General features: G+C 69.4%; 22 protein-coding genes and 1 pseudogene. 8 read left to right on the plus strand and 15 right to left on the minus strand.

Annotated elements, in window-relative coordinates:
- Positions 1 to 12: 12 nt before the first annotated feature.
- The 5 genes from ACQEVY_RS10035 to ACQEVY_RS10055 form a co-directional block, all read right to left on the minus strand.
- Positions 13 to 435, minus strand: a complete 423-nt coding sequence (locus ACQEVY_RS10035) for an NUDIX hydrolase (RefSeq protein ID WP_432946968.1) — start codon at positions 433 to 435, stop codon at positions 13 to 15.
- 174 nt (positions 436 to 609) lie between these two features.
- A complete protein-coding gene (locus tag ACQEVY_RS10040; RefSeq protein ID WP_432946970.1) occupies positions 610 to 1,128 on the minus strand; it encodes a type II toxin-antitoxin system RelE family toxin in 519 nt (172 codons plus the stop codon).
- Positions 1,129 to 1,131: 3 nt separating this feature from the next.
- Positions 1,132 to 1,440, minus strand: a complete 309-nt coding sequence (locus ACQEVY_RS10045; protein WP_328767860.1) for a type II toxin-antitoxin system Phd/YefM family antitoxin — start codon at positions 1,438 to 1,440, stop codon at positions 1,132 to 1,134.
- A gap of 56 nt (positions 1,441 to 1,496) precedes the next feature.
- Positions 1,497 to 3,236, minus strand: a complete 1,740-nt coding sequence (locus ACQEVY_RS10050) for a DUF2264 domain-containing protein (RefSeq protein ID WP_432946973.1) — start codon at positions 3,234 to 3,236, stop codon at positions 1,497 to 1,499.
- A gap of 245 nt (positions 3,237 to 3,481) precedes the next feature.
- On the minus strand, positions 3,482 to 4,570 hold the full coding sequence (locus tag ACQEVY_RS10055; RefSeq protein WP_432955154.1) for a rhamnogalacturonan acetylesterase: 1,089 nt from the start codon (positions 4,568 to 4,570) through the stop codon (positions 3,482 to 3,484).
- 230 nt (positions 4,571 to 4,800) lie between these two features.
- On the opposite strand from ACQEVY_RS10055, the gene ACQEVY_RS10060 reads away from it, so the two are divergent.
- Positions 4,801 to 5,781: a polyprenyl synthetase family protein gene (locus tag ACQEVY_RS10060; protein WP_432946975.1), complete on the plus strand. Its 981-nt coding sequence runs from the start codon at positions 4,801 to 4,803 to the stop codon at positions 5,779 to 5,781.
- 31 nt (positions 5,782 to 5,812) lie between these two features.
- On the opposite strand, the gene ACQEVY_RS10065 is transcribed toward ACQEVY_RS10060, so the two are convergent.
- Together ACQEVY_RS10065 and ACQEVY_RS10070 are read right to left on the minus strand one after the other, a co-directional pair.
- Complete coding sequence (locus tag ACQEVY_RS10065; protein WP_432946977.1) at positions 5,813 to 7,225, minus strand: RICIN domain-containing protein; 1,413 nt, start codon at positions 7,223 to 7,225, stop codon at positions 5,813 to 5,815.
- Positions 7,226 to 7,349: 124 nt separating this feature from the next.
- Positions 7,350 to 8,429, minus strand: coding sequence for a glycoside hydrolase family 43 protein (locus ACQEVY_RS10070; protein WP_432946979.1), 1,080 nt, complete (start codon positions 8,427 to 8,429; stop codon positions 7,350 to 7,352).
- Positions 8,430 to 8,700: 271 nt separating this feature from the next.
- On the opposite strand from ACQEVY_RS10070, the gene ACQEVY_RS10075 reads away from it, so the two are divergent.
- A complete protein-coding gene (locus tag ACQEVY_RS10075) occupies positions 8,701 to 10,755 on the plus strand; it encodes an autotransporter (RefSeq protein ID WP_432955156.1) in 2,055 nt (684 codons plus the stop codon).
- A gap of 18 nt (positions 10,756 to 10,773) precedes the next feature.
- On the opposite strand, the pseudogene ACQEVY_RS10080 reads toward ACQEVY_RS10075, so the two are convergent.
- Positions 10,774 to 10,872: pseudogene (locus tag ACQEVY_RS10080) on the minus strand (glyoxalase); the annotation flags it as partial.
- 70 nt (positions 10,873 to 10,942) lie between these two features.
- Between ACQEVY_RS10080 and ACQEVY_RS10085 the strand changes: the two are divergent.
- Entirely contained in the window at positions 10,943 to 11,521 is a 579-nt protein-coding gene (locus ACQEVY_RS10085) for a hypothetical protein (protein ID WP_432946981.1), read from the plus strand.
- Positions 11,522 to 11,776: 255 nt separating this feature from the next.
- Here the strand turns inward: ACQEVY_RS10085 and ACQEVY_RS10090 are convergent, their stop codons facing one another.
- Positions 11,777 to 12,340 (minus strand): TetR/AcrR family transcriptional regulator, encoded by a 564-nt coding sequence (locus tag ACQEVY_RS10090; RefSeq protein ID WP_432946983.1) that lies wholly within the window; start codon positions 12,338 to 12,340, stop codon positions 11,777 to 11,779.
- Between the two features lie 90 nt (positions 12,341 to 12,430).
- On the opposite strand from ACQEVY_RS10090, the gene ACQEVY_RS10095 reads away from it, so the two are divergent.
- Positions 12,431 to 13,588, plus strand: a complete 1,158-nt coding sequence (locus ACQEVY_RS10095) for an FAD-dependent monooxygenase (RefSeq protein WP_432946985.1) — start codon at positions 12,431 to 12,433, stop codon at positions 13,586 to 13,588.
- Between the two features lie 268 nt (positions 13,589 to 13,856).
- On the opposite strand, the gene ACQEVY_RS10100 is transcribed toward ACQEVY_RS10095, so the two are convergent.
- Positions 13,857 to 14,756, minus strand: coding sequence for a LysR substrate-binding domain-containing protein (locus ACQEVY_RS10100; protein ID WP_432946987.1), 900 nt, complete (start codon positions 14,754 to 14,756; stop codon positions 13,857 to 13,859).
- Positions 14,757 to 14,847: 91 nt separating this feature from the next.
- Between ACQEVY_RS10100 and ACQEVY_RS10105 the strand changes: the two genes are divergently transcribed.
- Positions 14,848 to 15,675 carry an oxidoreductase gene (locus ACQEVY_RS10105; protein ID WP_432946989.1) on the plus strand — a complete coding sequence of 276 codons (828 nt, stop codon included), beginning with the start codon at positions 14,848 to 14,850 and terminating at the stop codon, positions 15,673 to 15,675.
- 13 nt (positions 15,676 to 15,688) lie between these two features.
- Here ACQEVY_RS10105 and ACQEVY_RS10110 read toward each other — a convergent pair whose 3' ends face one another.
- A complete protein-coding gene (locus ACQEVY_RS10110) occupies positions 15,689 to 16,096 on the minus strand; it encodes a RidA family protein (protein ID WP_432946991.1) in 408 nt (135 codons plus the stop codon).
- Between the two features lie 119 nt (positions 16,097 to 16,215).
- Here ACQEVY_RS10110 and ACQEVY_RS10115 point away from each other — a divergent pair, with 119 nt between their 5' ends.
- On the plus strand, positions 16,216 to 16,596 hold the full coding sequence (locus ACQEVY_RS10115) for a winged helix-turn-helix transcriptional regulator (protein ID WP_432946993.1): 381 nt from the start codon (positions 16,216 to 16,218) through the stop codon (positions 16,594 to 16,596).
- A gap of 4 nt (positions 16,597 to 16,600) precedes the next feature.
- Here ACQEVY_RS10115 and ACQEVY_RS10120 read toward each other — a convergent pair whose 3' ends face one another.
- Both ACQEVY_RS10120 and mmuM read right to left on the minus strand, forming a co-directional pair.
- Complete coding sequence (locus tag ACQEVY_RS10120) at positions 16,601 to 17,545, minus strand: SDR family NAD(P)-dependent oxidoreductase (RefSeq protein WP_432946995.1); 945 nt, start codon at positions 17,543 to 17,545, stop codon at positions 16,601 to 16,603.
- 137 nt (positions 17,546 to 17,682) lie between these two features.
- Positions 17,683 to 18,618, minus strand: a complete 936-nt coding sequence (gene mmuM, locus ACQEVY_RS10125) for a homocysteine S-methyltransferase (RefSeq protein WP_432946997.1) — start codon at positions 18,616 to 18,618, stop codon at positions 17,683 to 17,685.
- 125 nt (positions 18,619 to 18,743) lie between these two features.
- Between mmuM and ACQEVY_RS10130 the strand changes: the two genes are divergently transcribed.
- Both ACQEVY_RS10130 and ACQEVY_RS10135 read left to right on the plus strand, forming a co-directional pair.
- Positions 18,744 to 20,129, plus strand: a complete 1,386-nt coding sequence (locus tag ACQEVY_RS10130) for an amino acid permease (RefSeq protein ID WP_432946999.1) — start codon at positions 18,744 to 18,746, stop codon at positions 20,127 to 20,129.
- A gap of 567 nt (positions 20,130 to 20,696) precedes the next feature.
- Positions 20,697 to 23,837 carry an ATP-binding protein gene (locus tag ACQEVY_RS10135; RefSeq protein ID WP_432947001.1) on the plus strand — a complete coding sequence of 1,047 codons (3,141 nt, stop codon included), beginning with the start codon at positions 20,697 to 20,699 and terminating at the stop codon, positions 23,835 to 23,837.
- Between the two features lie 63 nt (positions 23,838 to 23,900).
- On the opposite strand, the gene ACQEVY_RS10140 is transcribed toward ACQEVY_RS10135, so the two are convergent.
- A complete protein-coding gene (locus tag ACQEVY_RS10140) occupies positions 23,901 to 24,692 on the minus strand; it encodes an ABC transporter permease (RefSeq protein WP_432947003.1) in 792 nt (263 codons plus the stop codon).
- Entirely contained in the window at positions 24,689 to 25,660 is a 972-nt protein-coding gene (locus ACQEVY_RS10145; RefSeq protein WP_432947005.1) for an ATP-binding cassette domain-containing protein, read from the minus strand. Before ACQEVY_RS10145 ends, ACQEVY_RS10140 begins: the two co-directional genes overlap by 4 nt.
- Positions 25,661 to 25,723 lie beyond the last annotated feature (63 nt).

The raw sequence follows: 25,723 nt of genomic DNA on the forward strand, positions 1-25,723 counted from the left end.
CTTGGGCCCTGCTCATGGGCGCTGGAGCGCCTGGCGCACGATCTCGAGGTTGTACTCGTCGATGTCGACGCTGCTCAGCTCAGCCGGACTCAGCCAGGCGTACGCCTGGTCCGGCTCGGGCAGCGTGATATGCCGGGAGAGGGGCCTGACCAGGAAGTTGTCCTGCCAGTTCTTGACCTCGTGCCCGCGATACTCGCTCACGAACGACGATTCGCCGACCTTCCGGACGACCTCGCCGAGCAGCCCGGTCTCTTCCTTCAACTCCCGCAGAACGCCGTCCTCCGGGCTCTCCCCCGGATCGAGCTTCCCGCAGGGCACTCCCCACACCCGGGGCAGAAACCGCTCGGTCTCACTACGCCGCACCAGCAGCACACGCCCTTTGTGCATCACAACGGCGGCGGCCAGTCGCTTGTCGCCGGGGATCTCCATATCCATGGTTTCCTCGGTCCCTTGCCGGTCGGAGTCCACAGGGCTACGTACCCACGAAAGCTATAACCGTACCAGGATCAGCCCCCTCGACGCGGGCTCAGCGCCTCCACCTGGGCGTACGCGGGAACGCTCCCACTGGGCGTGCGCCCGGCCCGGATGTCGGCGGCCGCAGACCAGCGACTACCGCGTGCGCGCCGTGAACTGGGCCCACAGGTCGACCGCCGCCTCCAAGTCCAGCGCGGCTACCCGCTCACGAGGGATGCCGGCAGTGTGGATCAGACGGTTGGCCAGCCAGTCGGGCACGGGCTCCCGGACCGCCTCCACGCGTACGGTGGTGTCCCCGGCCAGGCGGCCGAGCCGCTCCACAACCTCGGAGAGCTGCCCGAACTCAGGCAGCGCCACTCCGGCCTCCCGCACTCGTGCGGTTGCCTCCTCGTACACCTCCGCGTCGGCTCTGGCGCCGACAGCCCGCATCTCGCAGACCTCCACCGACTTGTCCTCGGTGATCCGATAGACGACTCGCCAGGTGTTCCGACCAACGATCAGCTTGCGATAGCCGGTCAGCTCGCCTCCCAGCGGATATCCGGCGGCTGGGTCGTCCAAGGGAAGAAGAACCTTTTTGAGCACCTTGGGCACGGCGTCGGGGCCGATACGCCGAAGATCGTCAATGGCGGCGTCCGTGAAAGTGATCTCAGGCATGGCTCAGTCGTCGTCCGGCAGAGCGTCGAGGGACTCGCGTGTGTGCCCGAAGGCGGCGAGTACGTCGTCGAGCGAGGTTCGCTGCCCAGTGTCAGAGGCGCTCCGGGCCAGTACGAGCGCAAGATCGTGCAGGTCGGAGGCGGCAGCCTCCAGAGCGGCGAGCCGGTCCATTCCGACGACGGCTGCCACGGGCCGATGGCGCCGTGTGACGACCAGATCCGAGCCCTGCTCGGCTTCTGCGACAAGCTTGGCCACACCACGCTGGGATGCCTCGGTCACCGTCAGTTCGTGGGCGTCGCGCAGTATCGTCATGGAACTAAACTATACAGAAAACTATGTAAGTCGCGAGCCGTCCTACTCGACGGCGCTCACAGGGGCGTCACCGACCACGAAAACCCTGCGGATCGCCCGTCTGGAGCGCTGAACCGGAACCGCGTCTCGGGGCCGTCGGCCCAGCGGACGTACATCTCATACGCCCCCTCCACCTCCACGGACACCAGGGCCTGGAGCGGGAGGGGGCTCTGTTCGGCGGTGAGGCGGGCGAGGGCTACGAACAAGGTGGCCTCCTCGCCCGTCACGCCGGTCAGGGCGGACGTGCCCAACAGGCCGAAGGCCGGGAGGAGTTCAGCCCGCAGTCCCTCTTGACTGCCTTGGCCCTCCCCCGTCGACCAGCCCGTGACGCGCACGGCGGTTCCGGGAGGCGCGCCCGTCACCAGGTGCGCACGCACCTCCACTGCACCGGACGCCACAACCAGGCTCGTGACCCGCGCACCGCCACCCGCCTCGTGCCGCGAAGCCACCCAGCCATCACCAACTCCCAACGGCTCAATGCCGCTTCGGCTCGCGTCCCCGTCAACGATCACACTGTTGTCGTACGTCTCTGAAGGCGCCGTCACCGTCGAGTACGCGAGCCGTGTGTAGTACGGGTCGTAGCGGACGTCCTCGCTGCCGTGGTTATGGAGGCGGACCAAGCCGTCCGAACTGGTCGACTGCAGCAGCCAGTTGGGCGACCCGACCGGCCGCACCTCGTCCTGCCGCTCCACCGGGCCGGGCTCCTCGGTCGCCGTCCACACCTCGTGGTCCGCGGGGAGGAGCAGTCCGAGGAAGCCCTTGCTCGCCCAGTACGGGGAGGCAGGGCCCGAATAGCCTTGCAGGACACCGGAGTTGGGGCCGTGCCAGCCGAGGGTGAGGAGGCCGCGGTCGTCGACTGCTCCCCGGTCGAGGAAGTAGCGCAGGGCCCCGGAGGCCAGCCGTCGCGTCTGGCCCGGCGGCAGTGGCGTACGCCCGGTGAGGGCGCCCAGCCACAGCGGCGCGGTCGTCGCGAAACGGTACGTGAGGGAGCGGCCCTGGTGCATAGGGGCGCCGTTACCGCCGAACAGGCAGGCGTAGTCGGCGAGATGGGTGGACAGCCGGCCGCCATACAGGTCGAGCAGACGCGTGTCGTCGGCGAGCCAGGCGTGCAGCACCGGGTACAGGTGCATCGCCCAGCCGTTGTAGTAGTCAAACTTGCGGCCGTCGCCATCGGTGTACCAGCCATCACCGACGTACCACTGCTCGATCCGGTCAAGACCGCGGTCGATCGCCGCCCGCGATGACTCGACCTCGTACCCGATCTCCTCCAGAAAGCCGCCCACAGTGACCGGGAACAACTCCCAGTTGCAGGGCCAGGCTTCAGCGGTCAGCGCGTCGCCGAGCCAGGCCGCCGCCCGCTGCCGCACACCGTCGTCAAGACGGTCCCACAGGAGGGGCCGGGTCAGCCGCAGGGCAAGGGCGATCGATGCGGCCTCAACGAGCGGCTGGCTACGGTCCTCGATCCGCGGCCACACACCCGCGGTCCCGGCGGCAAGCCCGTCGGCGTACCGCGCAAGTGCCTTCTCGTCCCGCCGAAAGGCCGCCAGCAGGAGCGTACGGGCATACCCCTCCAGCCCATCGGACAGCCGCCCCGACCAGCTCTCGCGCTCGCCGGGCAGGTGATACAGCGCGCGATCCTCGGAGGCGTAGGGCTCCACGGCGGCAAGCAGGGAGTCGGCCGCGGCCTCCCAATGGGCGCGCGTATAGCCGGTGTACGGGCTGAGGGTGCGATCGTCCTCGGGAACGCCAGCGATCATTGGGTCGTGCTTCCTGTCTAGGGGGCCTTGGTCAAGTGTGGTGCAGCATCAGCGCCCCATCAGGGGCGCGGGGAACTGCGCGACCAGCCCCCACCGGCCCGCAGCCGCGACACAACCCAACACCCACCCCGTGGCGGGGGGTCTGGGGCACAGCCCCAGTTTCGGGAAGGGGCGAGCCTGGGGAACTGAACACCGAGGTATACCTGAGGCGCCCCGGTTCCGGTCGGGACGCCCCAGGGTCTGTGTCACCTCACAAGGCCCCTAGGGACCAGCCGCTGAGCAACCAGCTCATCACGGACAAGGTCCGCATAAACGGTCGCGCCATGCGCGGAGGTGTGCGTGTTATCCCGCTTCTCGTTGTACAGATACAGCGCCTTGGAGCCCTCAACACCAAACGACTCCACCAACGCCTTGGTCTTGGCGGTCATATCGACGAGCGGCACGCCGTGCGCGGCGGCCACGGCGCGAGTGACGGCAGGGTGGTCAACGCCAAGCCCGTTGACCAACAGCGCCGTGCCGTTGTTGAGAGTGCCATCGGCACTGAACCACCGCCGAACGATGGGCGTGAGCAACACAGGCCGCCCACCCCGTTCGCGCACACCCGCAACAAGCGCCTCGAGGTTGGCCCGATACGTCGCCTCATCGGTCTGCTTGTCGTTATGCGCAAGCTGGATGAGAACCAGATCCCCCTTGCGAATCAGCGGCTGAACGGTCGCGAAGAGCGCGGGATTCTCAAGGTAACTGACCGTACTCTCCCCGGAATCTGCATAGTTGGCGACCGACAGGCCCCTGCGGAGGTACTGCGGCAACTGCTGCCCCCAGCCGGAGTACGGCGCGCCCGGCTGATCGCAGGACGTGGAGTCGCCGACGACGAAGATCTGCCGACCATGCCGGGCCGGCGTAACGCGGATACCGGCCAGCGCAGGAGCCGAGCCACCGAGCACGAGGTCGAGGCCGAGGGTGCCCTCCGGGCCCGTGGGTTCGCCCTCAGGGGTACGGACGTTCACGGTGAAGCTACGAGCCACGCGCTCGCCCGCCGCCGTGGCCGTCTCGGGAAGGAGCGTGCGGCGAGTCTCGCCACTGATGCCGGTACTAGCGGCCGTGTCGCCGCCGAGCAGGACACGCACGTCATACGTGCCGGGCAGGACATCGAAGTGACAGGCAGTCGAGGTGCAGTTCTCCAGACCCGTGCCGTGACCGCCCGCCCGCGCCGAGGCGGCGAACGAAGCCGAGGCGGCAGACGAGGCCGGGGCGGCGGCAGAAGCCGGGCTCGCGGCAGAAGCCGACGTAGCGGACAGCCCCGTAGCGACAGTCAGCGCGGCCAACACGGCCATCAGCGTGCGTCTGAGTCGTTTCAACGCGGCTCCTCCAACAGGGCGGCTTCTCCTGGTCGCTGGACCGTACCCCGCGACGGCAAGCGCTTTCTAGATGCGTGCGCCACCTCGCTTCCGCACCACCGGAATGAAGCCAGCCGTGGCTGGAAGGCGCCCTGGTTGACACGTGTATCGGAGTGATCGAATCGACCGAACCGAGAGACGAGCGGCACAACAAAGAGGGACTCACCATGAATTCCACCTCATATCTGGACCTGTACCACCAGTTCTCCACGGATATCGACGCGGAACTGAATTCCGGCATCGAACAACTCGGCCCCTCCTCAACCACAGTCCAGAACGCCGTCACCGATCTCCTCCGACACCAAACGTTCAGGTACCCCCTACAAGTACTGCCGCTCCTGGTACACGGCGCCGAAACGGGAGACCCCGGACCGGCCGTTCCCCTCTCCGCGATCCATGTCCTGTGGTGGACTTCCGCCTGCTATCTCGACGACTTGGCCGACGGCCAGGCAGCGACCGTTTCCCGCGAACTCGGCGGAAACGAGGCCCTGCTCGCATCGATCATCAGCGGAAACAGCCTCCCCCTGCGCATCATCCACTCGCAGCAGGTCCCCGATTCAGTGCGAGGCGCCCTGGTCACCGAACTCGCGACCTGCTGGATCACCGGCACCGAAGGCCAGTTGAACGACCTGCGCCGAGACGCCGCCGACGCCACCCGCGACTCGGTGATCAAAACCTACCGAGGCAAATCCGGAGCACCCTTTGGCATGATCACCGCGATGGGCGCGATATTGGCCGGCGCGGAACACGAACGAATACAGAAGTGGCGCGACTTCGGCGACGTCTTCGGCATCCTGTGGCAACTGTTCAACGACCAGGAAGACATCCTCTCCGGCCGCAATGAGGACCTGCGGAACGGAACGGTCACCTACCTCTTCGCCTGCGCCCTCGAAAACGCGTCACCCGCATCCAAGAACCATCTCCTGAACCTGCACGCCGCCGCGAGAATTTCCGAAGAAGCGAGGTCGGAACTCACGAAATCCCTGCTCGCCCCCTCCGCCCTTCACCACTACCGAGTCGACCTGGCCCGCTTCCGCGACAAAGCCCAACGCCTCCTCATCGAACTCGGCGGCGACGAAACCCACGTACCGGTCCTGCACCGTCTGGTGGAGGAGTCAGCCGAACTGCTCCTCCACCAGACGGAGTGAACCAATCAGTGAACCATTCCCGGAGTCGGGCTCAACTGGCCCGAGCCCACTGCTGGTTGGTCCCCCCATTGCAGGCGTACGTGATGATCGCGGCCCCATCGGCGGTCGACGCGCCGTTCACGTCCAAGCACTCACCGCTGGCGCGGGACTTCAGCGTGACGTAGCCGCCGGAGGTGGTGACCGACCACTGCTGGGTGGTGGCGGAGGTGGAGCAGGCTTCCTGGGTGACGTTGGAGGCGTTCTCCCGCAGGCACAGCGAGCTGTGACGGGCCATCAGCTGGGCGTGTCCGTTGCCGAGATCCTTGAACCAGAACCGCTGGTTGCCGCCTCCGTTGCAGGTCCACTGCTTGATCTGGGCGCCCCCGAGGATCGACTGGTCGGAGACGTCGGCGCACTTGCCGCTGTGCCGGGCGGTCAGCGTCTCGTACGGGCCGCCCCGTCCGGTGATCGTCCCGGCGGCCGTGTCGATGGTGACCTCCGGATACCAGGACATGGACATCGTGGTGTTGTTCGAGAAAGTCAGCGGCAGCCAGACGTACCGCGAGTCGTTGACCGTCCCGCCGAAGGAGTTGCCCCAGCGGTCGCCCATGTAGAGGTAGGAGGTGCCCGAACTGCCCTGCACGGGAAGGACGTACGCGGTCTGCGAGCCGTACGTCGTCGAGTCGCCGATGTTGCGCATCGCCGTCCAGGGACCGGCGAGCGAGGTGGCTGTCGCGTACTGCTGCTGGTTCGGGTTCCAGCCCGTGGCGCCCGAAGTCAGCATGAAGTACACGCCGTTGCGCTTGAAGAGGGCCGGGGCCTCGCGGTGGCCGCCGTGCCAGGGGTCGGCGACCAGGGCGGCGATGCCGGTGTAGTCGCTAGTCAGCCGGTAGATGTGCAGGTCGTAGTTCTCGCGGGCGGCGGACACCATGTAGCCGGTGCCGTCGGTGTCGGTGAAGACGGTGATGTCACGGGACATGTGCTGGCCCAGCGGGCGGAAGCTGCCCTGCCACTCGTAGTCGCCGTCGACGGTGTCCGAGACGGCGACGGCTGCGCGGGCCTCGCTGTAGTCGACGCCGTTCTCCTTGTGCATCCACATCACGTACTTGCCGGTGGCGGCGTTGTACATGACCTTCGGCCGCTCGATGTTGGCGGTCGCCAGCTCCGGGTCGGTGGCCTCGGTCAGGACGTGGTTGCGGAACTCCCAGTTCTTCAGGTCGGTGGAGCGGTAGGCCGACACGAAGCGGAAGGTGTTGTCGGAGTTCCGGTTCTCGCCGAACCAGTAGTAGTACGAGCCGACCTTGATGACGCCGCCGCCGTGCGCGTGCAGGGCGTTGCCCGAAGTGTCGGTGAACTGCGTGCCGTTTGTGATGGTCTGGGGCGCCGCCTGGGCGGGGCCCGCGGTCGCGAGTGCTCCGGCGACCGCGAGACAGAGGGCGACGAGGACGGCGTACAGACGTCTCACCCCAGCGCGTCCGGCTCCACCACGTCGTGCTACGGAACGTCTTATCCCAGCATGTGGCATCTGGACACTCTCCTTCAGAACGGTGAAGTGACGTGCGAAGCCGGTCAGTTGGGGGTGGTCGCCCTCAACCCCGGGCGGGGGTGTCGGCGACAGGGGTGCCGAAGTCCGGTGTGCCGTCCGGCTTCCAGCGGAGCTTCTGGATACGGGTGTGGCGGTTGGGGTCGTTCAGCGGGTCGCCGACGATCTCCTTGTACTGGCGGGCGTGGTAGACGAGGACGTCGGTGCGGCCGTCCTCGGCGACGGTGAAGCAGTTGTGGCCGGGGCCGTACTGCTTGGTGGTGTCGTTGCTGGTGAACACCGGGGTCGGTGACTTCGACCAGTTCGCCGGGTTCATGAGGTCGGCGTCGGCGTCCACCGTGAGCAGGCCCATGCAGTAGTTGTGGTCGGTCGCGCTGGCCGAGTACGACATGAAGATGCGGCCGTTGCGCTTGATGAACGACGCGCCCTCGTTGACCTTGAAGCCGATGGTCTCCCAGTCGTACTCCGGTGTGGTGAGCCGCACTTGAGGACCCGTCAGGGTCAGCGGGTCGGCCATCTTCGACAGCCAGACGGCGGTGTTGTTGTCCATGCCGGGCTCGTGCTGCGCCCAGGAGAGGTAGCGGGTGCCGCGGTGCGTGAAGGTGGTGGCGTCGAGCGAGAACGTCTCCCAGGCCGTCTTGAGCTGGCCGCGTTCCACCCAGGTGCCCTTGAACGGGTCGCGGTGGGAGTTCTCCAGGACCCAGATGCGGATCGCCCAGATGTCCTCGGCGGGCGCGGAGGCGAAGTAGATGTACCACTTGCCGTCGATGTGATGGATCTCCGGCGCCCAGATGTGCGCGCCCATGACGCCGGTGGCGTGCTTGCGCCAGATGACGGCCTCGTCGGCGGTCGCGATGCCGCGCAGGGTGCGGGAGCGGCGCAGGATGATGCGGTCGTACTCCGGGGAGGTGGCCGTGAAGTAGTAGCGGTGGTCGGTGTGACGGTGGATGTGCGGGTCGGCGCGGTTGCGGACGAGCGGGTTGACGTACGAGCGGCTCCCGCCGGCGGCGTCCGGGGTGGCGGCCTGGGCGATTCCGGGCACGGCGGTGAGCGCGCCCGCGGCGAGGGCGCCCTTCAGGACGAGTCTGCGGCTGGGGATGTCGGGGGTCTCGTCAAGGCGGCTCATACGGTTCCCTCACACTCGACCATTCGCAATATCGAACGGTATCTGTCATTCCGAACGCCGAAACGGTAAGGGTGTGTTACAGGGAGGTCAACGGGTCAGGAGCTTAGAAAAAGTCCGATACTTTCGGATCTGAAGTTCGGACCCAAGTTTTTGTTATCGCCCCCGCCCTGCTCCCGTCTCCACAGGCGTGAACAAGAACATCCGTGTACGGGCAGCAGGAGCGGGCGCGGCGCTGGCGGTCGTCGCGACAGTGATCAGTACGCCGAGCGCGATGGCGGCACCGGCCGCGGCCGACGACGTCACCGCGGCGGTACTCGCGGGCCGCGACGTGACGCTCGACGGCGACACGGTGGTGACGGTGCCGGCCGGGAAGACCACGTACAACGGGGTGTTCCGGGGCGAGGGCACGCTCACCGTGCGCGGCTCCGGCACCCTGATCCTGACCAAGGACAGCGACTTCACGCTGCCGAAGTCCCGGCAACGGCAAGCGGTCCGGACGCAGGGCGGCAACCACCCGTACGTCACCACGACCAACCCGGACCCGCCCGCGATCACGGTCGAGCGCGGCGCGACCCTGCAGTACGGCAACGGCGGCACCACCGGGCTGATCGGCCACTTCCCGTACAACACCCCGGCGTTCCGGCTCAACCAGAACAACGTACGGGTCGACGGCACCCTGCGGCTCTCCATGACGAGCGCCTACAACCTGGGCACCATCAGCGGCTCCGGGCTGATCACCCAGCCGAGGTTCCTCTGGGGCACCTGGGACATCTCGGGCACCCACCCCTTCTCAGGGGTGATCGACAACGGCACACAGGCGAACTCCGGACGACCGGAGTACGCGACGTCACTGCCCAACATGCGCAAGGTCCTCAACCAGGGCACCTGGACCGTCGACACCCCGCTGGGCCAGACCGTCACCCAGCGCATGGACTTCTACCAGCGCGAGTACGGCAGCGACATCAACGTCCAGTCCCGGCCCGGTAGCAAGGTCGTCCTGACCGGCCAGTACAGCTGGTCGAACCAGGGCGGCGACACCAACCCCTCACTCAGCGACCCCGCCCTGAACTGGACGCCCGCGCACAAGAACATCAACAAGCGCGGCACCAACATCAAGGGCGCCAACGTCCAGTGGGGCGATGGCACCACGAACAAGATCTTCATGCCGGGCACCGCCGAGACCGTATACATCAACTTGCTGTCGGCCAGGTCCCGTTCACTGCTCACCTTCAACTACAACGGACCCGTGACGCTCGGCGCCCCGATCGGCGGCGGCGTCTTCCACGACACGCTCTCCGCCCCCGGCGCCGGCGACATCGTAATCAAGGGGACGCCGGGCAACGACGTCACCTTCGCCGCCGTCCAGTACTACAACGGCTCGACGACGGTCGAGAAGGGCGCGGTGCTGCGCTTGGGCAGCGGCAAGTCTGGCGGCGACGGCGGGCTGTATACGAAGGGGGATCTCTACAAGCTCGTCAACGATGGCTCGCTGGTGCTGCGCAATGCAGCCAAGCCGATCACCTTGTCCAAGATCAGCGGCAGCGGCTCGCTTACGCAGTCGGGGGCGGCGACGACGACGCTGTCGAGTGGCGTGACGTACTCGGGGACGACGACCGTCACGAAGGGCACGCTGGCGCTGGATGGGGCGAGCCTGGAGCGCAGCAAGGGGATCCGGCTTACGTCGTCGGGTGCGCGGCTGGATGTGCGCAATGCGCCGGGTGGGGTACTGAACTTGAGCTCGTCGTTGGCCGGCAAGGGCAAGGTCGTCGGGGTGGTGACCAATACGGGTAGGGGGAAGGTCTCCGGCGGGGTGACGGTGACCGGGGACTACACGCAGGGCGGGGGCGGTCAACTGACCGTGAAGGACAAGGCGTTGAAGGTCGGGGGCGCGCTGCGGCTGGGCGGGAAGCTGGTGGTCGAGCCGACCTCCGCGGCTGCTGGGACTCCGTCAAAGACGGTCACCGTGATCGACCACACCGGCAAGGCGAAGACGAAGGGCACGTTCAAGGGCCTGAAGGAAGGCGCCAAGGTCAAGCTGGGCAAGACCGAGTACCAGATCACCTACCGAGGCGGCGACGGCAACGACGTAGTCCTGACCTCGGGCAAGAGCACCGCGAGCCCCTCAGCAACCTCCCGCACCACTCCCCTCCCCTCCGGCAACGCCCCAAAGTCCGCCACCACCGCGAACGCGAGCGACGAGAGCTCCATACCGCTCGCGTGGTGGGTGGCCGCGGCGACCCTGGGAGGCCTGGCTGCACTGCTGATACCGGTGAGCAGGCGCAGGCGTACGCGTACGGGACGAAGGGGAGGGCGACATGCTGCGTGACCCGTCGTGGACCTGACGTCAGCGATCCCGGGCAGGTTCAAGGAATTCGAGCCGGTTGCCCAGCTTGTCGAACGCGTAGAAGCGATCGTGCCCGGGGAAGTTGTCATCCCAGGGGATGGCTTTGACGCACAGCCGGCTTTGTTGGGAGCTGCGGGGCGGTGGATAGCGTGCGGGTATGACGATGACGATGAAGCGGCGGGTCCTTTACCGGCAGGGCACCGGATTCTGGCGGATGACGGCGAAGTGGGTTCTGGTCTTCGGGGTCCTGTCTCTGTTGGACGGCGGGCTGCTCCGATCGTGGGGCGACGCTCTGGTCTGGCCGTTGATCGGGATCCTGCTGTGGGTGCCGTTCGGGATCGGCGTCGTCTGGTATTCGAAGAAGGATCAGCTGGTCACGCTGACGACGCGTGAACTGCGTGTACGGCGCAAGCGGCTGCCGATGGAGAAGGTGAACCTGCTGCACGTTGCGCGGCTGTGGCTGGAAGGGCGGTCGACTGCGGACGACCAGCCGGTGCTGGAATGGACACGGGTCGAACGGGTGGTGTGGGTACCGCTGCAGGACGGCCGGGCGTTCGGCGTGGAGTTTCGCGACCCGGCCGCGTTCGCCAAGGTTTTCGGCGCCTTCGCGGTCGCGGCGTGCGGCGGGCCGGAAATCGTCCGCGCGAGGGCCGCAGCGGCAACCTACCCAGAGCCGCGCCCGATACGGGCCCGCCCCGCCAACAACGACGGCGGCTCCTGGCCGGACCTCCTGGACATCTTCAGCTGAGAGCCTGAAATGCACGGTACGGGGCAGCGGTCCGCCACGGGGCGCGAAGAACCGCACACTCGCCCGTCCTGACAGCGGAGGAGTCCTGGCTGGGTCAGGCCGCTGCGACAACGCCGTGCGGCCGCGCCCGGTGTGCGACCTGCGCGGCTCCACCGTACTGCGGTCCGCTCAGCTCCCGGCCCAGGGCGGTGAGGCGGCGAAGGTCTTGCTGCCCGCCCTACGACGTGACGTCCGCCGCCCCGGACTGGCTGTGGGCTACCGCAGGGCCGCCGCCACCAGTCCGCGGATCTCCTCGGCCGACACGGTTCCGCCGCCTACCAGGCGGTCGAAGACCAGCCCGTCCACGCAGGTCAGCAGCGTGACGGTGCGGTCCTCGGCGTCATCGGCTGCGACGCCTTGCGCGGTCAGGAAGTCGCGTACGACTTGGCGTCCGGCGTTCTGGCGTGGCAGGAGGATCTCCCGCAGCTCGGGATGGTGCACGCTCTCGAGGGCACACGCGTAGCGCGCGAGGGAGCGTCGGCGTCCGTCTCCCGTGAGCCGGTGATCGATGAAGGCGGCGATTCCGGCTGCCAGTTCCTCGGCGTCCCGCGGCACGGGTGTCTGCTCTCCGATCGCCTGGAGTTCTGCCTGGTCGAGGGCGACCAGGCGCCGGACCAGTGCGGTGAGCAGTGCTTGGCGGGTGCGGAAGTAGGCGGATGTGGTGCCGGAGGGCAGATTCGCCGCCCGGTCCACGGCGCGATGGGTCAGCCCTCGGATTCCAGTATCGGCGAGCACGTCGATGGCCGCGTCGGCGAGGACGGTACGTCGGTCTGTGGGCATCCCCCTTTTCTACACCTGTAGAGGGGCGGGGTACTCTCCTTCTACATCTGTAGAAAGAGTACGGCGGGCGGACGAGGGGAGGGCGGCGGCATGGGTGGCAGCGCCGTGGTGGTGGGCGGAGGCATCGGCGGGCTGGCCGCCGCAATCGGTCTGCGGCTGGTCGGCTGGAAGGTGACGGTTGTCGAACGATCCCCCGTCCTGGCCGATGTGGGCGCGGGCATCTCCCTGCACGCCAACGGCATCCGCGCCCTGGACACCCTCGGCGTCGGCGAGGCGGTACGCGCAGCCGCCCGGCCGCAGTACACCGGGGGCACCCGTGTCCCAAGTGGCGGCTGGCTGGCCCGGATGGACGGGACCGCTCTTGAGCGCGAGCTGGGCACGCCGATCGTCGGCATCCCTCGGGCCACGCTGCACCACCTGCTGCGTACGGCACTGCCGTCCGAGTGCTTGGTGGTCGGGGCCGAGGTGACGTCCATCGACCGCACCGACCCGAGCCGGATGCGGATACCGCTCGGGGACACCGCCCTGGAAGCGGACCTGGTCGTGGCCGCCGACGGAGTGGGCAGCCGGCTGCGCGCCCAACTGTTCCCCCAGCACCCCGGCCCGGCCTACAGCGGATCGACCGTATTACGCGCCATCACCGAGCGCCCGGTCGAGCTGGACACCGACTTCGAACTGACCTGGGGCAAGGGCGCCGAGTTCGGCCACATCGCGTTCGCCGACGGCCGGGCCGAGTGGCACGCGGTGCTCAACTCGCCGCCCGGCGTGCGGCATACGGACGCCCTTGCCACGATGCGCCGCCGCTTCGGCACCTGGCACGACCCGATCCCCGCGCTGCTGGACGCGACCCGGCCGGAAGCGGTCCTGCACCACGACATCCACGAACTGGCAACGCCCTTGCCCGCCTTCACCGCGGACCGGACCGTCCTGCTCGGTGACGCCGCCCACGCCATGACCCCCAACCTCGGCCAGGGCGCTTGCCAGGCACTGGAGGACGCCGTCGTGCTGGCCGCCACACTCGCCACCGAGCCCACCGTCGAATCAGCGCTGTCCCGTTACGACACCGAACGCCGCCCGCGCACTCAGTCCGTCGCCCGCGCCGCCCGCCAGGCCGGCCGGATAGGTCAACAACTGACGCACCCCCTGGCCGTCACCGCACGCAACACCGCTCTCCGTCTGACCCCCTCCCGCGCGACCGTCCACACCATCCTGCGGCATGCCAACTGGACACCTCCGGGCCTGAGTTGACGGCCCCGGACCCGCTCAAGGCCCAGCACACCGGCACCCCTGAATCCCGCTCGGCTCCCCAGTCCGCATCCTCCGGCGCCGCCCCGAAGTCCGCGATCACGGAGAACGCGAGTGACGAGAGTTCCATTCCGCTCGCGTGGTGGTGGCCGCGGCGGCACTCGGAATGCTGGCGGCGCCGATCGTGCCGGTGAGCAGGCGCAGGCGTTCGGGACGGAAGGGTGGGCGGCATGCGGCGTGAGCCTTCTTGGACGGTCAAGCGTCTCGACGGTCAGGTGACGAGGTTCGACACCCTCTGGGCCGCCCGCAGATAGTCGAGTACCAGCGGGCGGTGGTCGTCGGTGCGGGCGGCGAGGGCGAGCCTGCTGGGTGACAGGCCGTGGACCGGGCGGGTGACGACTCCGCCCAGGCTGATCAGGGGCGCGTTCCCGGCCGCGACCAGGCAGACGCCGCGGCCGTCCACCAGCGCCTCGTATGTCTCGTCCGTACTCGCGATCTCAGCTCCGATACGCGGCGGGCCGCCGGGCCGTTCGTCGAGGGCGAGCCAGTACTCGCGCAGCACGCCGGCGCTCTGCGGCAGGGCGAGGAACGGTTCGTCCAGCAGATCGGCGAAGTCGACGGACTCGCGTGCCGCGAGGGGGTGCGTCTGAGGCAGGGCCACCAGGCGCGGCTCCTCGGCGACCACGACGTACGTGTAACGGTCGAGGTCGGGGATCGGCAGCCATACGTAAGCCACGTCGACCGAGCCGCCCGCGAGCCCGGCGGTCGGGTCCTCCCAGCCGATCTGCCGCAGCCGCACGGTGGCTTCCGGGCGCGCTTCGGTGAACCGGGAGCGGATGGCCGGGAGCAGGCCGCCCCGCGCGGGGCTCGTGCTCATGCCCACAACGAGGACGGCGGCCTGCTCGGCCTTGGCCCGCTCGATCGCCTCCCGGGCCTCCTCCCACTCGGCGAGAACCCGACGGGCGTACGGCAGCAGCGCCGCACCCACCGGTGTCAGCCGTACTCCTTGCCTGTCCCGCTCGAACAGCGGCGCTCCCAACTGCCGCTCCAGCGCCCTGACTTGCTTACTCAGGGCGGGCTGCGAGACGTACAGCAGCTCGGCGGCCCGGGTGAAGTGCAGCTCCTCGGCGACCGCGACGAAGTACCTCAGATCCCTGCCGTGCACGTCCATAACCAACGGTTATCACGACAGGTCTTGGACGGGCGACCGGGTGTCCGGACAGGCTTGTGAGTACAGGGAGTTGACGAGCGAGGAGCCTGAGATGACCAAGGTATGGCTGGTGACCGGGGCGAACAGCGGCTTCGGGCGGGCGATCACCGAGGCGGCGGTCGCAGCAGGGGATGTCGTGGTGGCGACGGCGCGCCGTCCGGCGCCGCTGGACGACCTGGTCGCGGCGCATCCCGACCAGGTGGAGGCGGTGGCCCTGGACGTGACCGACGCGGCGCGGATCGAGACGACCGTACGGGATGTGGTGGAGCGGCACGGGCGGATCGACGTGCTGGTCAACAACGCGGGCCGCAGCCACGTGGGCGCCTTCGAAGAGACCACGGACACCGAGCTGCGGGACCTCTTCGACGTGCATGTCTTCGGGCCGGCCGCCCTGGTCCGCGCCGTGCTACCGCACATGCGCGACCGCCGCTCCGGGGCGATCGTGCAGCTGAGCAGCATGGGTGGGCAGATGTCGTTCGCCGGCTTCTCCGCGTACAGCGGGACGAAGTTCGCGCTTGAGGGCATGTCGGAGGCACTGGCGGACGAGGTGCGGCCGTACGGCATCAAGGTGCTGATCGTCGAGCCGGGTGCCTTCCGTACCGGTCTGTTCGGCAACATCAGCACGAGTGCCGAACTCGACGCGTACGCCGAGACGGTGGGGCCGACACGGCGAATGGTCGCCTCCGGTGACGGCAGCCAGCCCGGTGATCCGGCGAAGGCAGCGGCTGCGATCCTGGCCGCGCTGAACGCCGAGAAGACTCCGCTGAGGCTTCCCCTGGGCGACGACGCCGTGGATGCCGTGGTCGGGCATCTCGATGGGGTACGGGGGGAGATCGCGGCCTGGGAGAAGGTGACTCGGGCTACGGCGTTCAGCGAGTGAGGGGTTGACTGGCTCAGTCGATTACCGCCGTGGCCTCCACCTCGACCAGATGCTCCGGTACGTCCAGTGCCGCAACCCCGATCAGCGTGGCCGGCGCCACCGGAGTGACGCCGAGCTTTGTCGAGGCCCGGTCGACCCCCTCCAGGAGTTGGGGCATCTTGTCGGGGGCCCAGTCGACGACGTACACGGTCAGTTTCGCCACGTCGGCGAAGGTCGCGCCGGCCTCGGTCAGGGCGGTGCCGACGTTGAGGTAGGCGCGCTCGACCTGAGCGGTGAGGTCGCCTTCGCCGACCGTGACTCCGTCGGCATCCCAGGCGACCTGCCCGGCGAGGTAGACCAGCTTCGTACCGGTCGCGATCGCCACCTGCCGGTAGACCGGGATCTCCGGAAGTCCGCTGGGGTTGAGCAGTTTGATGGCCATGGTGTCAGCCTCCTTGTCGTGAGAGTCCGAGAGCTCGTGCTCTCTTGTGGTTACTCAGGAACCGTAGGAGAGTGAGCGCTGACATGGAAGAACGCACTTTTCGGTGACTGGGGAACCAAATGGAGACCAAGCAGTACACGGGCTCACCCGAGGACGCGGATCTGGCGCGCGCGGACTCTCTGGCGCGCGAGATCTTCTCGGACGTCGCCAACAAGTGGGCGTTTCTGATCATCGAGTTCCTCGGTGACCGCACCCTGCGCTTCAGCGAGCTGCGGAACGAGGTCGAAGGCATCAGCCACAAGATGCTCACCCAGAACCTGCGCATGCTGGAGCGCAACGGCCTGGTCGAGCGGTGCGTGCACCCCACCGTGCCGCCACGGGTCGAGTACACGCTCACCGAGGCAGGCCAGGGCCTACGAGCGACGATCGACGGAATGTGCGCCTGGACCCGCCACCACCTCGCCCACATCGAGGCCTCCCGCCGCCGCTTCGACGCCTGAAGGCTCAGCGACCGTCCGCAAGTTCCGGCATGCCGACCAGTTCCGCGCTGCTGCGCCACAACTCGGCGGCCTTCTCGAGGTCGTACGACTCCTCGGACGAACGGACCTGACGACGGCCCTGGAAGTACTTGCCGCTGACACTCTCGAGTTCCGGGTCGGCGATGAGGCGGGCGAGTGCCGCGCCGGATGTGCGTGTGGTGTGGAAGTTGCGCGGCAGGACGGTCAGGGCGGGTAGCAGGTACTTCCAGGCGAAGCGGAAGAATAGGTTGTAGTCGCGGGCGAGGCCCGTTCCGGGCATCAGTCCGGGGTCGAATGCGTTCACGCTGATCTGCCCAGCATCAGCACCCTCTGCACCGAACACCCGGTCCATCTCGTACGCGGTGAGTACGTTGCACAGCTTCGACGTCGTGTAGCGGCGGCGGCCTGCCTTCATCGGGTCGCTGTCGCCGCCCCCGTCCACCGGGCGCGCAAGGTCGTGGCCCCCCGTGTAGCGCGGCTCGGGGAAGTTGTGGGGGCGCGCCGGGTCGTGTGTGTCGCTGGATACGAAGATGATGCGGGCCGGTGCGGTCAGGTGGGGTCGCAGCAGGTGGGCCAGCAGGAAGTGGGCCAGGTGGTTGACCGCGAAGGTCACCTCGTAGCCGTCCGGGGTGTGGCGCAGGCCGGAGACCACCATGAGGCCGGCGTTGCACACCAGCGCGTGCAGCGGGGGCAGTTCACGCGCGGGCCAGTCCCGTACGACCTCCCGTACCGCGTCGAGTGATTCCAGGTCGAGCCCCAACGGCGTGACGGGTGCGCCGAGTTCGCCCGCGAGCGCTGCGGCGCGCTCCTTCGTACGGGCGAGGTCGCGGCCGGTGATGACGGTGTGCCAGCCGGGGTAGTCGCGGGCGAGCGCGCGTACGGTGGCCGAGCCGAGGCTGCCGGTGCCGCCGGTGATCAGAACGGTTCGCATGGCGTCCCCCTGGGGGCGAACGGGCGTACCCAGACTAGGGGTTCAGGCCCGGGGCGGCGCCCTGAGAGCGGCCGGTCCGGAGCGTGTACGAGCGATCGTTCCCCGGGCGTCAGCCAGAAGCCAACCAGCCCGTAACGTCAACTCGCCCCGAGCGCCCCCGCGATCGACGAGATCGCCTCCGGCCCCACCCGGCAGCACCCGCCGATCAGCCGCGCGCCGGCCGCCTCCCAGCCGCGTACCTCCTCGGTCGCGAAGGTGGAGCGGCCCGCCCAGGTGCGGGCTTGGGCATCCCAGGTCTCGCCGCTGTTGGGGTAGACGACGACCGGCTTGCCGGTGACACGGGTGGCGGTCTCGATCGCGCCGTCCACGTCCTCGGGGGCGCAGCAGTTGACGCCGACGGCGATCACCTCGTCCACGTCGGCGGCCAGGGCGAACGCCTCCTCCAGGGGCTGCCCGGCGCGGGTGCGGTCGCCGGCCACGCTGTACGTCAGCCAGGCCGGCACCCCGAGCCCGCGCACCGCCCGCAGCATCGCCTCGGCCTCGACGGCGTCCGGCACCGTCTCCAGCGCCAGGACGTCCGGCCCGACGTATGCCAGTACCTCCATGCGGGGCCGGTGGAAGGCCTCCAGTTCGGCCACGCTCAGGCCGTACCGGCCGCGGTACTCGGAGCCGTCCGCGAGCATCGCGCCGTACGGTCCGACCGAGGCCGCCACGTACAGCGGCCGCGTGATGCCCTTGGCGCGCGCCTCCTGGGTCGCGTCCAGGGCCAAGTCGACGCTCAGGCCCATGAGTTCGGCCGCCCGCTCCCGCTTGATCCCGCGCTTCGCGAAGCCCTCGAAGGTGGCCTGGTAGCTGGCGGTGATCGCGACGTTCGCGCCCGCTTGGAAGTACGCCAGGTGCGCCTCGGTGATCGCCTCGGGCCGCTCCGCGAGCAGCCGCGCCGACCAGAGTTCGTCGCTCAGATCGTGCCCGGCGGACTCCAACTGGTTGGACATGCCGCCGTCGAGCACGAGCGTCCCCGCGGCGAGGGCGTCGACGAGGAGAGAAGAGGAGGAGAGGGCGTCGCTGGTCATGCAACGACGCTAACCGAAGAGGGCACAAACCCCCCTGTGTGTCCAGTACATGAACAGATCGACCACCATGTGGGATCGGGGGTTACGATCACGGCCTTCCCTCCCCCTCTCCCCATGGACGCCCCATGCCTGCCGCAGACACCACCGACGCCGCCGAGCCCGTACCGCCGTCGCCCACCGACAAGACCCCGGCGTCCATACGCCCCAAGGGCTTCGGCCTCGCCGCCGCCACCGCCCTCGTCATGGGGAACATCATCGGCGGCGGCATCTTCGCCCTGCCCGCCACCGTCGCCCCGTACGGCACGGTCAGTCTGCTCGCCTTCCTCGTCCTGTCCGTGGGCGCGGTGCTGCTCGCGCTGCTCTTCGGGAAGCTCGCGCGCCGCAGCCCCGTCACCGGCGGGCTGTACGTGTACCCGCGCGACGCGTTCGGCGAGTTCGCCGGCTTCCTGTCGGCCTGGTCGTACTGGACGATGACCTGGGTCAGCATCGCCGCGCTCGCCGTCGCGACCGTCGGATACGCCGACGTGCTGCTGCCGCTGGGCGACAACAAGGTTCTGCAGGCGGCCGTGGCCCTGGCCGCACTGTGGCTGCCCGCCGCCGCGAACTTCGCGGGCACCCGCTGGGTCGGCGGCGTGCAGATCGTCTCGACGATCCTGAAGTTCGTACCGCTGCTCCTCGTCGCCACCGTCGGCCTCTTCTTCATCGACACCGACAACTTCGGCCCCTTCAACGCCTCCGGCGACAGCGTGCCCGGCGCCCTCGCCGCCTCCGCCGCGCTGCTCCTCTACAGCTTCCTCGGCGTCGAGTCCGCCGCGATGAGCGCGGGTGAAGTCCGCGACCCGGAGCGCACGGTGGGCCGCGCGAGCGTCCTGGGCACGCTCGGTTCCGCGCTCGTCTATCTGCTCGGCATGGTCGCGGTCTTCGGGCTCGTACCGCACGGTGAACTCGCCGAGTCCGGGGCTCCGTTCGCCGACGCCGTCGACGCGATGGCCGGCGGCCACTGGGGCAGCACGCTCATCGCCGCCGTCGCCGTCGCCTCGATGGTCGGCTGCCTCAACGGCTGGATCCTGATGAGCGCCCAGATGCCGTACGCGGCCGCGCGCGACGGGCTCTTCCCCTCGCCGTTCGCCCGCGTCAGCAAGGGCGGTGTCCCCGGCTTCGGGGTGCTGGCCTGCGCGGTCCTCGGCACGCTGCTGATCGGCCTCAACTACACGGCGGGGCCGGACACGACGTTCCGCGTCCTTGTCCTCATCACGACGTTCACCGGGTGCGTGCCGTATCTGCTGTCGGCGGCTGCGCAGTTGTACTGGCTCGCGCAGGGCACCCGCGAGCGGGTACGTCCCGCGGGGCTGGCCCGCGATCTGATCGTGGCGGTGCTGTCCTTCGCCTTCTCGTTCTGGCTGATCGCGGGGGCGGGGTATGCGGCGGTGTACCAGGGAGTGTTGTTCTTGTTCGCGGGGATTCCGGTGTACGTGTGGATGCGGGGGCGCTCCGCTGGGGGTGCGGTTTGAAGGTGCGGGTGCGTTGTGGGTGGTCGCGTAGTTTTTCCCCAGTCCCGCCCCTTCCCGAAACGGGGGGCTGCGCCCCCAGGCCCCGCTGCCTCCGGCGGGGTGGGTGGGTGCCTACTGGGGTGGGGGGTGACACTGCGTGTCGCGGCTGCGGGTGCGTTGTGGCTGGTCGCGCAGTTCCCCGCGCCCCTAAAAGCAAAAGCCTGCGACTGCCCGCACCCGACGAGCAAGCGAACCGGAAAGCCCCGCCCCGGAAGGCGCCCGCGCCCCGAGCAAGCTCGCGGCCCGGAATGCCCGCCCGGAGGGAGCCCGCACCCCCACGGCCCCGCAGCCGCCCACGGCGGCAAGGGGACGGGGCGGGGGTGTGCGCCCGCAGCGGCCGGCGCGCCCACACCGGCACCCTCTACCAGCCAACAGCAACGCGCGCCGGTCCGAGGACGGACACCCCCGACGCGGCCCCGACCCCCAACGCACCTCAGGGGCGCGGGGAACTGCGCGAGCAACCACACTCAGCCCGCAGCCGCCCAACCGCCGGAGGCACCCTCCCAGTAGGCGCCGTAATCTGCACAGGTGACCACCGACCTGACCCTTCTGCCGCGCGTCGCCTATCGCGGGCAGGAGGTCACCGCGCCCCGGCTCCGTGGTCTCCTCGCGCTGCTCGCGGGCGACCTACGCACGGGCTGCAGCACCGAGCGGCTGGTGGACGGGCTCTGGCCGCCGGACGACTTGCCAGAGCGGCCAGCGAAGGCGCTGCAGGTCCTCGTGTCCAGGGCGCGGGCGCTGCTCGGCGCCGACGCCGTCGTCAGCACGCCGACCGGATACCGGCTCACCCTCACCGAGGACCAGGTCGACAGTTCCGCCCTGCTGCTGCACGCCGCCGCAAGCGCCGAACGGGCCAGGGCCGGGGACCACGCGGGAGCGCTGGCCGCCGCCGAGGCCGGGCTCGCCCTATGGGAGGGCACGCCCGACGCGGGCGGGGACGCCGCCGACGACCCCGTCGCAGCGTTACGTGCCGAGCGCGCCCCCGTCCACGGCACCCTCGTACGCGCACGGGCACTCGCGCTCGCCCGCCTCGGACGGCACGCGGAGGCCGCAGGGCCGCTGGCCGAGGCCGCTGCGGAGTACCCGCGCGACGAGGAAGTGCTCGCCGAGCTGCTGCGCGTCGAGGCAGCAACAGCGGGCCCGTCCGCCGCACTGACGCGCTACGAGGCGTACCGGCGTGAACTGCGCGAGACGCTCGGCACGGATCCGGGCGCTCAACTCAGGGTCGTACAAAAGGAGTTGTTGCGAGGCGAGCCGCCCACGGCCCGGCACGGCGTGCCGCACGAGCCGAACCCGCTCCTCGGCCGCGACGAGGACATCGCGGCGGTGCAGCGGCTGCTGCACACCTCCCGCGCCGTCACCGTCGTCGGCCCCGGAGGCCTCGGCAAGACCCGGCTCGCGCACGCCGTCAGCCGCCGGGCCGAGCAGCGCGTGGTGTACTTCGTGCCGCTCGCCGGCGTCACCGCCGACGAGGACGTGGCCGCGGAGGTGGCCTCCGCGCTCGGCGCGGGCGAAGGGCGGCACGGCGCCATGAGCGGCTACGCCGGTTCGGCCGACCCGGTGTCCGGCATCCTCGGCGTACTCGGCTCCGGGCCCGCGCTGCTGGTCCTCGACAACTGCGAGCAGGTCGTCCGGGGCGCCGCCGACCTCGTACGGGCCCTGGTCTCGTCCTCGAAGGATCTACGGGTACTCGCCACCAGCCGGGCCCCGCTGGGCCTGACGTCGGAGGCGGTGTACGCGCTGCCGGAGCTCGAACTCGGCACCTCCATCGAGCTGTTCACGCAACGGGCCCGGGCCGCCCGACCCGGCGTGGAGCTGCCGCCGGATCCGGTGGCCGAGCTGTGCCGCCACCTCGACGGGCTGCCGCTCGCCGTGGAGTTGGCCGCGGCGCGGGTGCGAGTGCTGTCGGTGCCGGAGATCGCGCGCCGCCTCGGCGACCGTTTCGCGCTGCTGCGCGGTGGCGCGCGGGACGTGCCGGAGCGCCACCGCACCCTCCAAGCCGTCGTGGAGTGGAGCTGGAATCTGCTGGAGGAGGACGCCAGGGCGGCCATGCGCACGCTGTCGGTCTTCCCCGGCGGCTTCACCGGTGAGGCGGCGGAGCACGTGCTGGGCGAGGACGCGCTGTTTTGGCTTGAGCAGTTGGCCGATCAGTCGCTGCTCACGGTCGCCGACACTCCGACCGGGGCGCGGTTCCGGATGCTGGAGACCGTACGGGAGTTCAGCGCGGCCCGGCGTACGAAGGCGGGCGAGGACGAGGCGGCCGTCAGCCGGTTCCTCGCCTGGGCGCGGGACTTCGGCGTCGCGTACCACGACTGGTTCTTCGGCCCGCATCCGCTGGCCACCTCGGAGCGGGTCAGGGCCGAGCAGGACAACCTCGTACTGGCCCTGCGGCACGCCCTGGCCCGTACGGACGGCCCCACCATCGCCGCCCTCGCAGCCGTCCTCACCGGCCTGTGGTCCATCGGCTCGGACTACGCCCGCCTCGCCAACCTCGCCGCGGACACCGGTCCGCCGCTGTCGCACTACTACCCGGAGCCCGAATACGTCGAAGTCGCCCGCGCCGCCGCGGTGATGTGCGCGGCGAGCCTGTTCATGGGCTACGGCCCGGTCGCCGTACGCCAGCTCGTCACCCTCCGGCGGCTGCCCCCGGCCCCGCCGGACACGCTGTTGCGCGCGACGGCGGTGGTGCTGAGCGCGATTCCCGAGATGCGGCCTCCCGACTACGAAGTGCTGCGGAAGCTCTGCGACAGCGAACAGCCGCTGCTCGCCGGCATCGCCGAGTGCGTCGCCACGTACGTCTGGGAGTACGAGCACGACATCGACCGCGCGCTCGCCTCGGCCCGCCGGATCGTCGTCTCACTGGCGCCGATCGACAACCCGTTCCTGCATGTCATGGGCCACGCCCGGCTGGGCGAGCTGTGCTTGAAGACGGCGCAGGGCGAGGCCGCGTACGGACACCTCAAGACCGTACTCGAGGCGCTGCCGCGGCTCGGTGGGGGTCAGGACTTCATCGGCGTCCGCTGGGGCCTCGCCCTCGCCTGCCTGCAGCGCGGCGAACCCGACGAGGCCGAGTACTGGCTGCGTCAGGCGGAGGACGCCAACTCCCTGCAGAACGAGGACTTCTCCGACCTCGGCGGCCGGGCCGAGATCGCGCTCGCGCGCGGGCTGACGGAGGTCGGGCTCGGCTTGTGGCGCACTGCCGCGGAGCAGATGGCCGAGTTCGGCTCGACGCACAGCGGCGACCCCTTCCTCGACCGGTGGGCGCTGCAGATCCAGTCGGTGGCGGTGACGGCGCACGCGCACGTCGGCCGCGTCGAGCTGGTCGCAGGGCCGGTCGACCGGCTGCGGCAGGGGTTGCGGACCCTGCTCTCGGGTCCGTCCGGCTCGCCCATGGATCTCCATCTGTTCGGGACGGTGCTCCACGCGCTCGGCATGGCGGGGCTCGCCTCCGGCGACACCGGTGCCGTACGGATGATCGCGCTGGCCGAACGGCTGCGGGTGCTGCGCGAGTTCCAGCCGACGATGTCGGCGGACCGCGCCCGGAAGGCGGCCCAGGACGCCGACGGGGCGGCGTACGCCGACGCGGTGTCGGAGTACGCCGCCCTGGGGCGGGACGAGTTGCGGGAGGCGGCGCGAGCTGTGGTGGCGGTGAGTTCGGGTCGGAGCTGAACAACGCCGTTGTCATGGCGGTTACTTCGGTTCGGTGGTTGACCAACGCCGTTGCCATGGTGGCTACTTCGGATCGCGGTTGAACAGTGCCATCGACCAGCGGTAGCCGAGCGCGGTCAGGCCCAGGCACCACGCGATCGTGATCCACCCGTTGTTGCCGATCTCGGTGCCGAGCAGCAGGCCGCGCAGGGTCTCGATGGCCGGTGTGAAGGGCTGGTACTCGGCGATCGGCTGGAACCAGCCCGGGATCGCGTCGATGGGGACGAAGGCGCTCGAGATGAGCGGCAGCAGGATCAGCGGGTATGTCATGTTGCTGGCTGCCTCGGGGTTCGGGCTGGCCATGCCCATCCCGACCGCGATCCAGGTGAGCGCCAAGGTGAACAGCGCGATCAGTCCGAACGCCGCCAGCCACTCCAGGGCCGTGGCATCCGTGGACCGAAAGCCGATGGCCACGGCGATGGCACCGACCAGGACCAGGCTGGCGAGCACCTGCAGCACACTGCCGACGACGTGCCCGACGAGCAGCGAGCCGCGGTAGAGCGCCATCGTGCGGAAGCGGGCGATGAGGCCCTCGGTCATGTCCATGGAGACGGAGATCGCGGCCCCGATCACGGTGGAGCCGACGGTCATCAGCAGCAGGCCCGGCACGAGATAGGCGATGTAGTCGGAGCGGTCGGCGCCGCCGCCACCGATGCCCGCGCTCATCACGCCTCCGAAGACGTAGACGAAGAGGAGCAGCAGCATGATCGGAGTAAGCAACAGGTTCAGGGTGAGGGACGGGTAGCGCCGTACGTGCAGCAGGTTGCGGCGCAGCATTGTGTTCGAGTCGCGGACGGCGAGGGAGAGGGCGCTCATCGGACAGACTCCTTGGGCTGGTTGGGGACGGTACCGGTGCCGGTCAGGGCGAAGAACACGTCGTCGAGGTCAGGGGTGTGCACGGTCAGCTCGTCCGCCTCGATGCCGGCCGAGTCCAGCCAGTCGAGGATGGAGCGCAGCTCGCGCTGGCTGCCGTCGCTGGCGATCTGCAGTGACAGCGCCTCGTCGTCCCGGGTGACCTCACGCAGGGCGACGGCGGCGGACTGGTACGCGGCCGGGTCGGAGAAGCGGAGCCGGACGTGGCCGCCGGGGATGAGCCGCTTCAGCTCGCCGGCACTGCCTTCGGCGGCGATCTTGCCGTCGTTCAGCACTGCGATGCGGTCGGCGAGCTCGTCGGCCTCCTCCAGGTACTGGGTGGTGAGGAAGACGGTCACACCGTCGGAGACGAGTTCGCGGATGATGCCCCACATGTTGTGCCGGGAGCGGGGGTCGAGTCCGGTGGTGGGCTCGTCGAGGAAGATGATCCGCGGGCTGCCGACCAGCGTCATGGCGAGGTCGAGGCGGCGCTTCATGCCGCCGGAGTAGGTGGAGGCCGGCTTCTTCGCCGCCTCCACCAGGTCGAAGCGCTCCAGGAGTTCGGCGGCGCTGCGGCGGCCCTCGCTGCGGGAGAGGTGGTGCAGGTCCGCCATGAGGAGCATGTTCTCCTCGCCGGTGATCAGCCCGTCGACGGCGGAGAACTGGCCGGTGACGCCGATCGCGGCGCGCACGGCCTGCGGGTCGGTGGCCAGGTCGTGGCCGCCGACGTGCAGTTCGCCGGCGTCGGCGGTGATGAGGGTGGAGAGGATCTTGACGGCGGTGGTCTTGCCGGCACCGTTCGGGCCGAGCAGGGAGAAGACCGTGCCGGCCGGCACCGCAAGGTCGATACCGTCGAGGACCGTCTTGTCGCCGTAGGCCTTGCGCAGCCCCTTGGCCGCGATGGCGGGAGAGTGCGATGTCGTTGTCGTCATGACGGAGAGGTTGCGGCAGGGCGCATTCAGCGCGGTTTCAGGATGCTTTCAGCACCCTGAAAC

It is taken from the genome of Streptomyces sp. CA-288835, from assembly GCF_050936385.1.
Lineage (GTDB): Bacteria > Actinomycetota > Actinomycetes > Streptomycetales > Streptomycetaceae > Streptomyces.

What these genes read in the sequence shown, in the direction of transcription:
- ACQEVY_RS10035 (WP_432946968.1), bottom strand. Translation starts at nt 435, where the DNA reads ATGGATATGGAGATCCCCGGCGACAAGCGACTGGCCGCCGCCGTTGTG.
- ACQEVY_RS10040 (WP_432946970.1), bottom strand. Translation starts at nt 1,128, where the DNA reads ATGCCTGAGATCACTTTCACGGACGCCGCCATTGACGATCTTCGGCGT.
- ACQEVY_RS10045 (WP_328767860.1), bottom strand. Translation starts at nt 1,440, where the DNA reads ATGACGATACTGCGCGACGCCCACGAACTGACGGTGACCGAGGCATCC.
- ACQEVY_RS10050 (WP_432946973.1), bottom strand. Translation starts at nt 3,236, where the DNA reads ATGATCGCTGGCGTTCCCGAGGACGATCGCACCCTCAGCCCGTACACC.
- ACQEVY_RS10055 (WP_432955154.1), bottom strand. Translation starts at nt 4,570, where the DNA reads ATGGCCGTGTTGGCCGCGCTGACTGTCGCTACGGGGCTGTCCGCTACG.
- ACQEVY_RS10060 (WP_432946975.1), top strand. Translation starts at nt 4,801, where the DNA reads ATGAATTCCACCTCATATCTGGACCTGTACCACCAGTTCTCCACGGAT.
- ACQEVY_RS10070 (WP_432946979.1), bottom strand. Translation starts at nt 8,429, where the DNA reads ATGAGCCGCCTTGACGAGACCCCCGACATCCCCAGCCGCAGACTCGTC.
- ACQEVY_RS10075 (WP_432955156.1), top strand. Translation starts at nt 8,701, where the DNA reads ATGGCGGCACCGGCCGCGGCCGACGACGTCACCGCGGCGGTACTCGCG.
- ACQEVY_RS10085 (WP_432946981.1), top strand. Translation starts at nt 10,943, where the DNA reads ATGAAGCGGCGGGTCCTTTACCGGCAGGGCACCGGATTCTGGCGGATG.
- ACQEVY_RS10090 (WP_432946983.1), bottom strand. Translation starts at nt 12,340, where the DNA reads ATGCCCACAGACCGACGTACCGTCCTCGCCGACGCGGCCATCGACGTG.
- ACQEVY_RS10095 (WP_432946985.1), top strand. Translation starts at nt 12,431, where the DNA reads ATGGGTGGCAGCGCCGTGGTGGTGGGCGGAGGCATCGGCGGGCTGGCC.
- ACQEVY_RS10100 (WP_432946987.1), bottom strand. Translation starts at nt 14,756, where the DNA reads ATGGACGTGCACGGCAGGGATCTGAGGTACTTCGTCGCGGTCGCCGAG.
- ACQEVY_RS10105 (WP_432946989.1), top strand. Translation starts at nt 14,848, where the DNA reads ATGACCAAGGTATGGCTGGTGACCGGGGCGAACAGCGGCTTCGGGCGG.
- ACQEVY_RS10110 (WP_432946991.1), bottom strand. Translation starts at nt 16,096, where the DNA reads ATGGCCATCAAACTGCTCAACCCCAGCGGACTTCCGGAGATCCCGGTC.
- ACQEVY_RS10115 (WP_432946993.1), top strand. Translation starts at nt 16,216, where the DNA reads ATGGAGACCAAGCAGTACACGGGCTCACCCGAGGACGCGGATCTGGCG.
- ACQEVY_RS10120 (WP_432946995.1), bottom strand. Translation starts at nt 17,545, where the DNA reads ATGCGAACCGTTCTGATCACCGGCGGCACCGGCAGCCTCGGCTCGGCC.
- mmuM (WP_432946997.1), bottom strand. Translation starts at nt 18,618, where the DNA reads ATGACCAGCGACGCCCTCTCCTCCTCTTCTCTCCTCGTCGACGCCCTC.
- ACQEVY_RS10130 (WP_432946999.1), top strand. Translation starts at nt 18,744, where the DNA reads ATGCCTGCCGCAGACACCACCGACGCCGCCGAGCCCGTACCGCCGTCG.
- ACQEVY_RS10140 (WP_432947003.1), bottom strand. Translation starts at nt 24,692, where the DNA reads ATGAGCGCCCTCTCCCTCGCCGTCCGCGACTCGAACACAATGCTGCGC.
- ACQEVY_RS10145 (WP_432947005.1), bottom strand. Translation starts at nt 25,660, where the DNA reads ATGACGACAACGACATCGCACTCTCCCGCCATCGCGGCCAAGGGGCTG.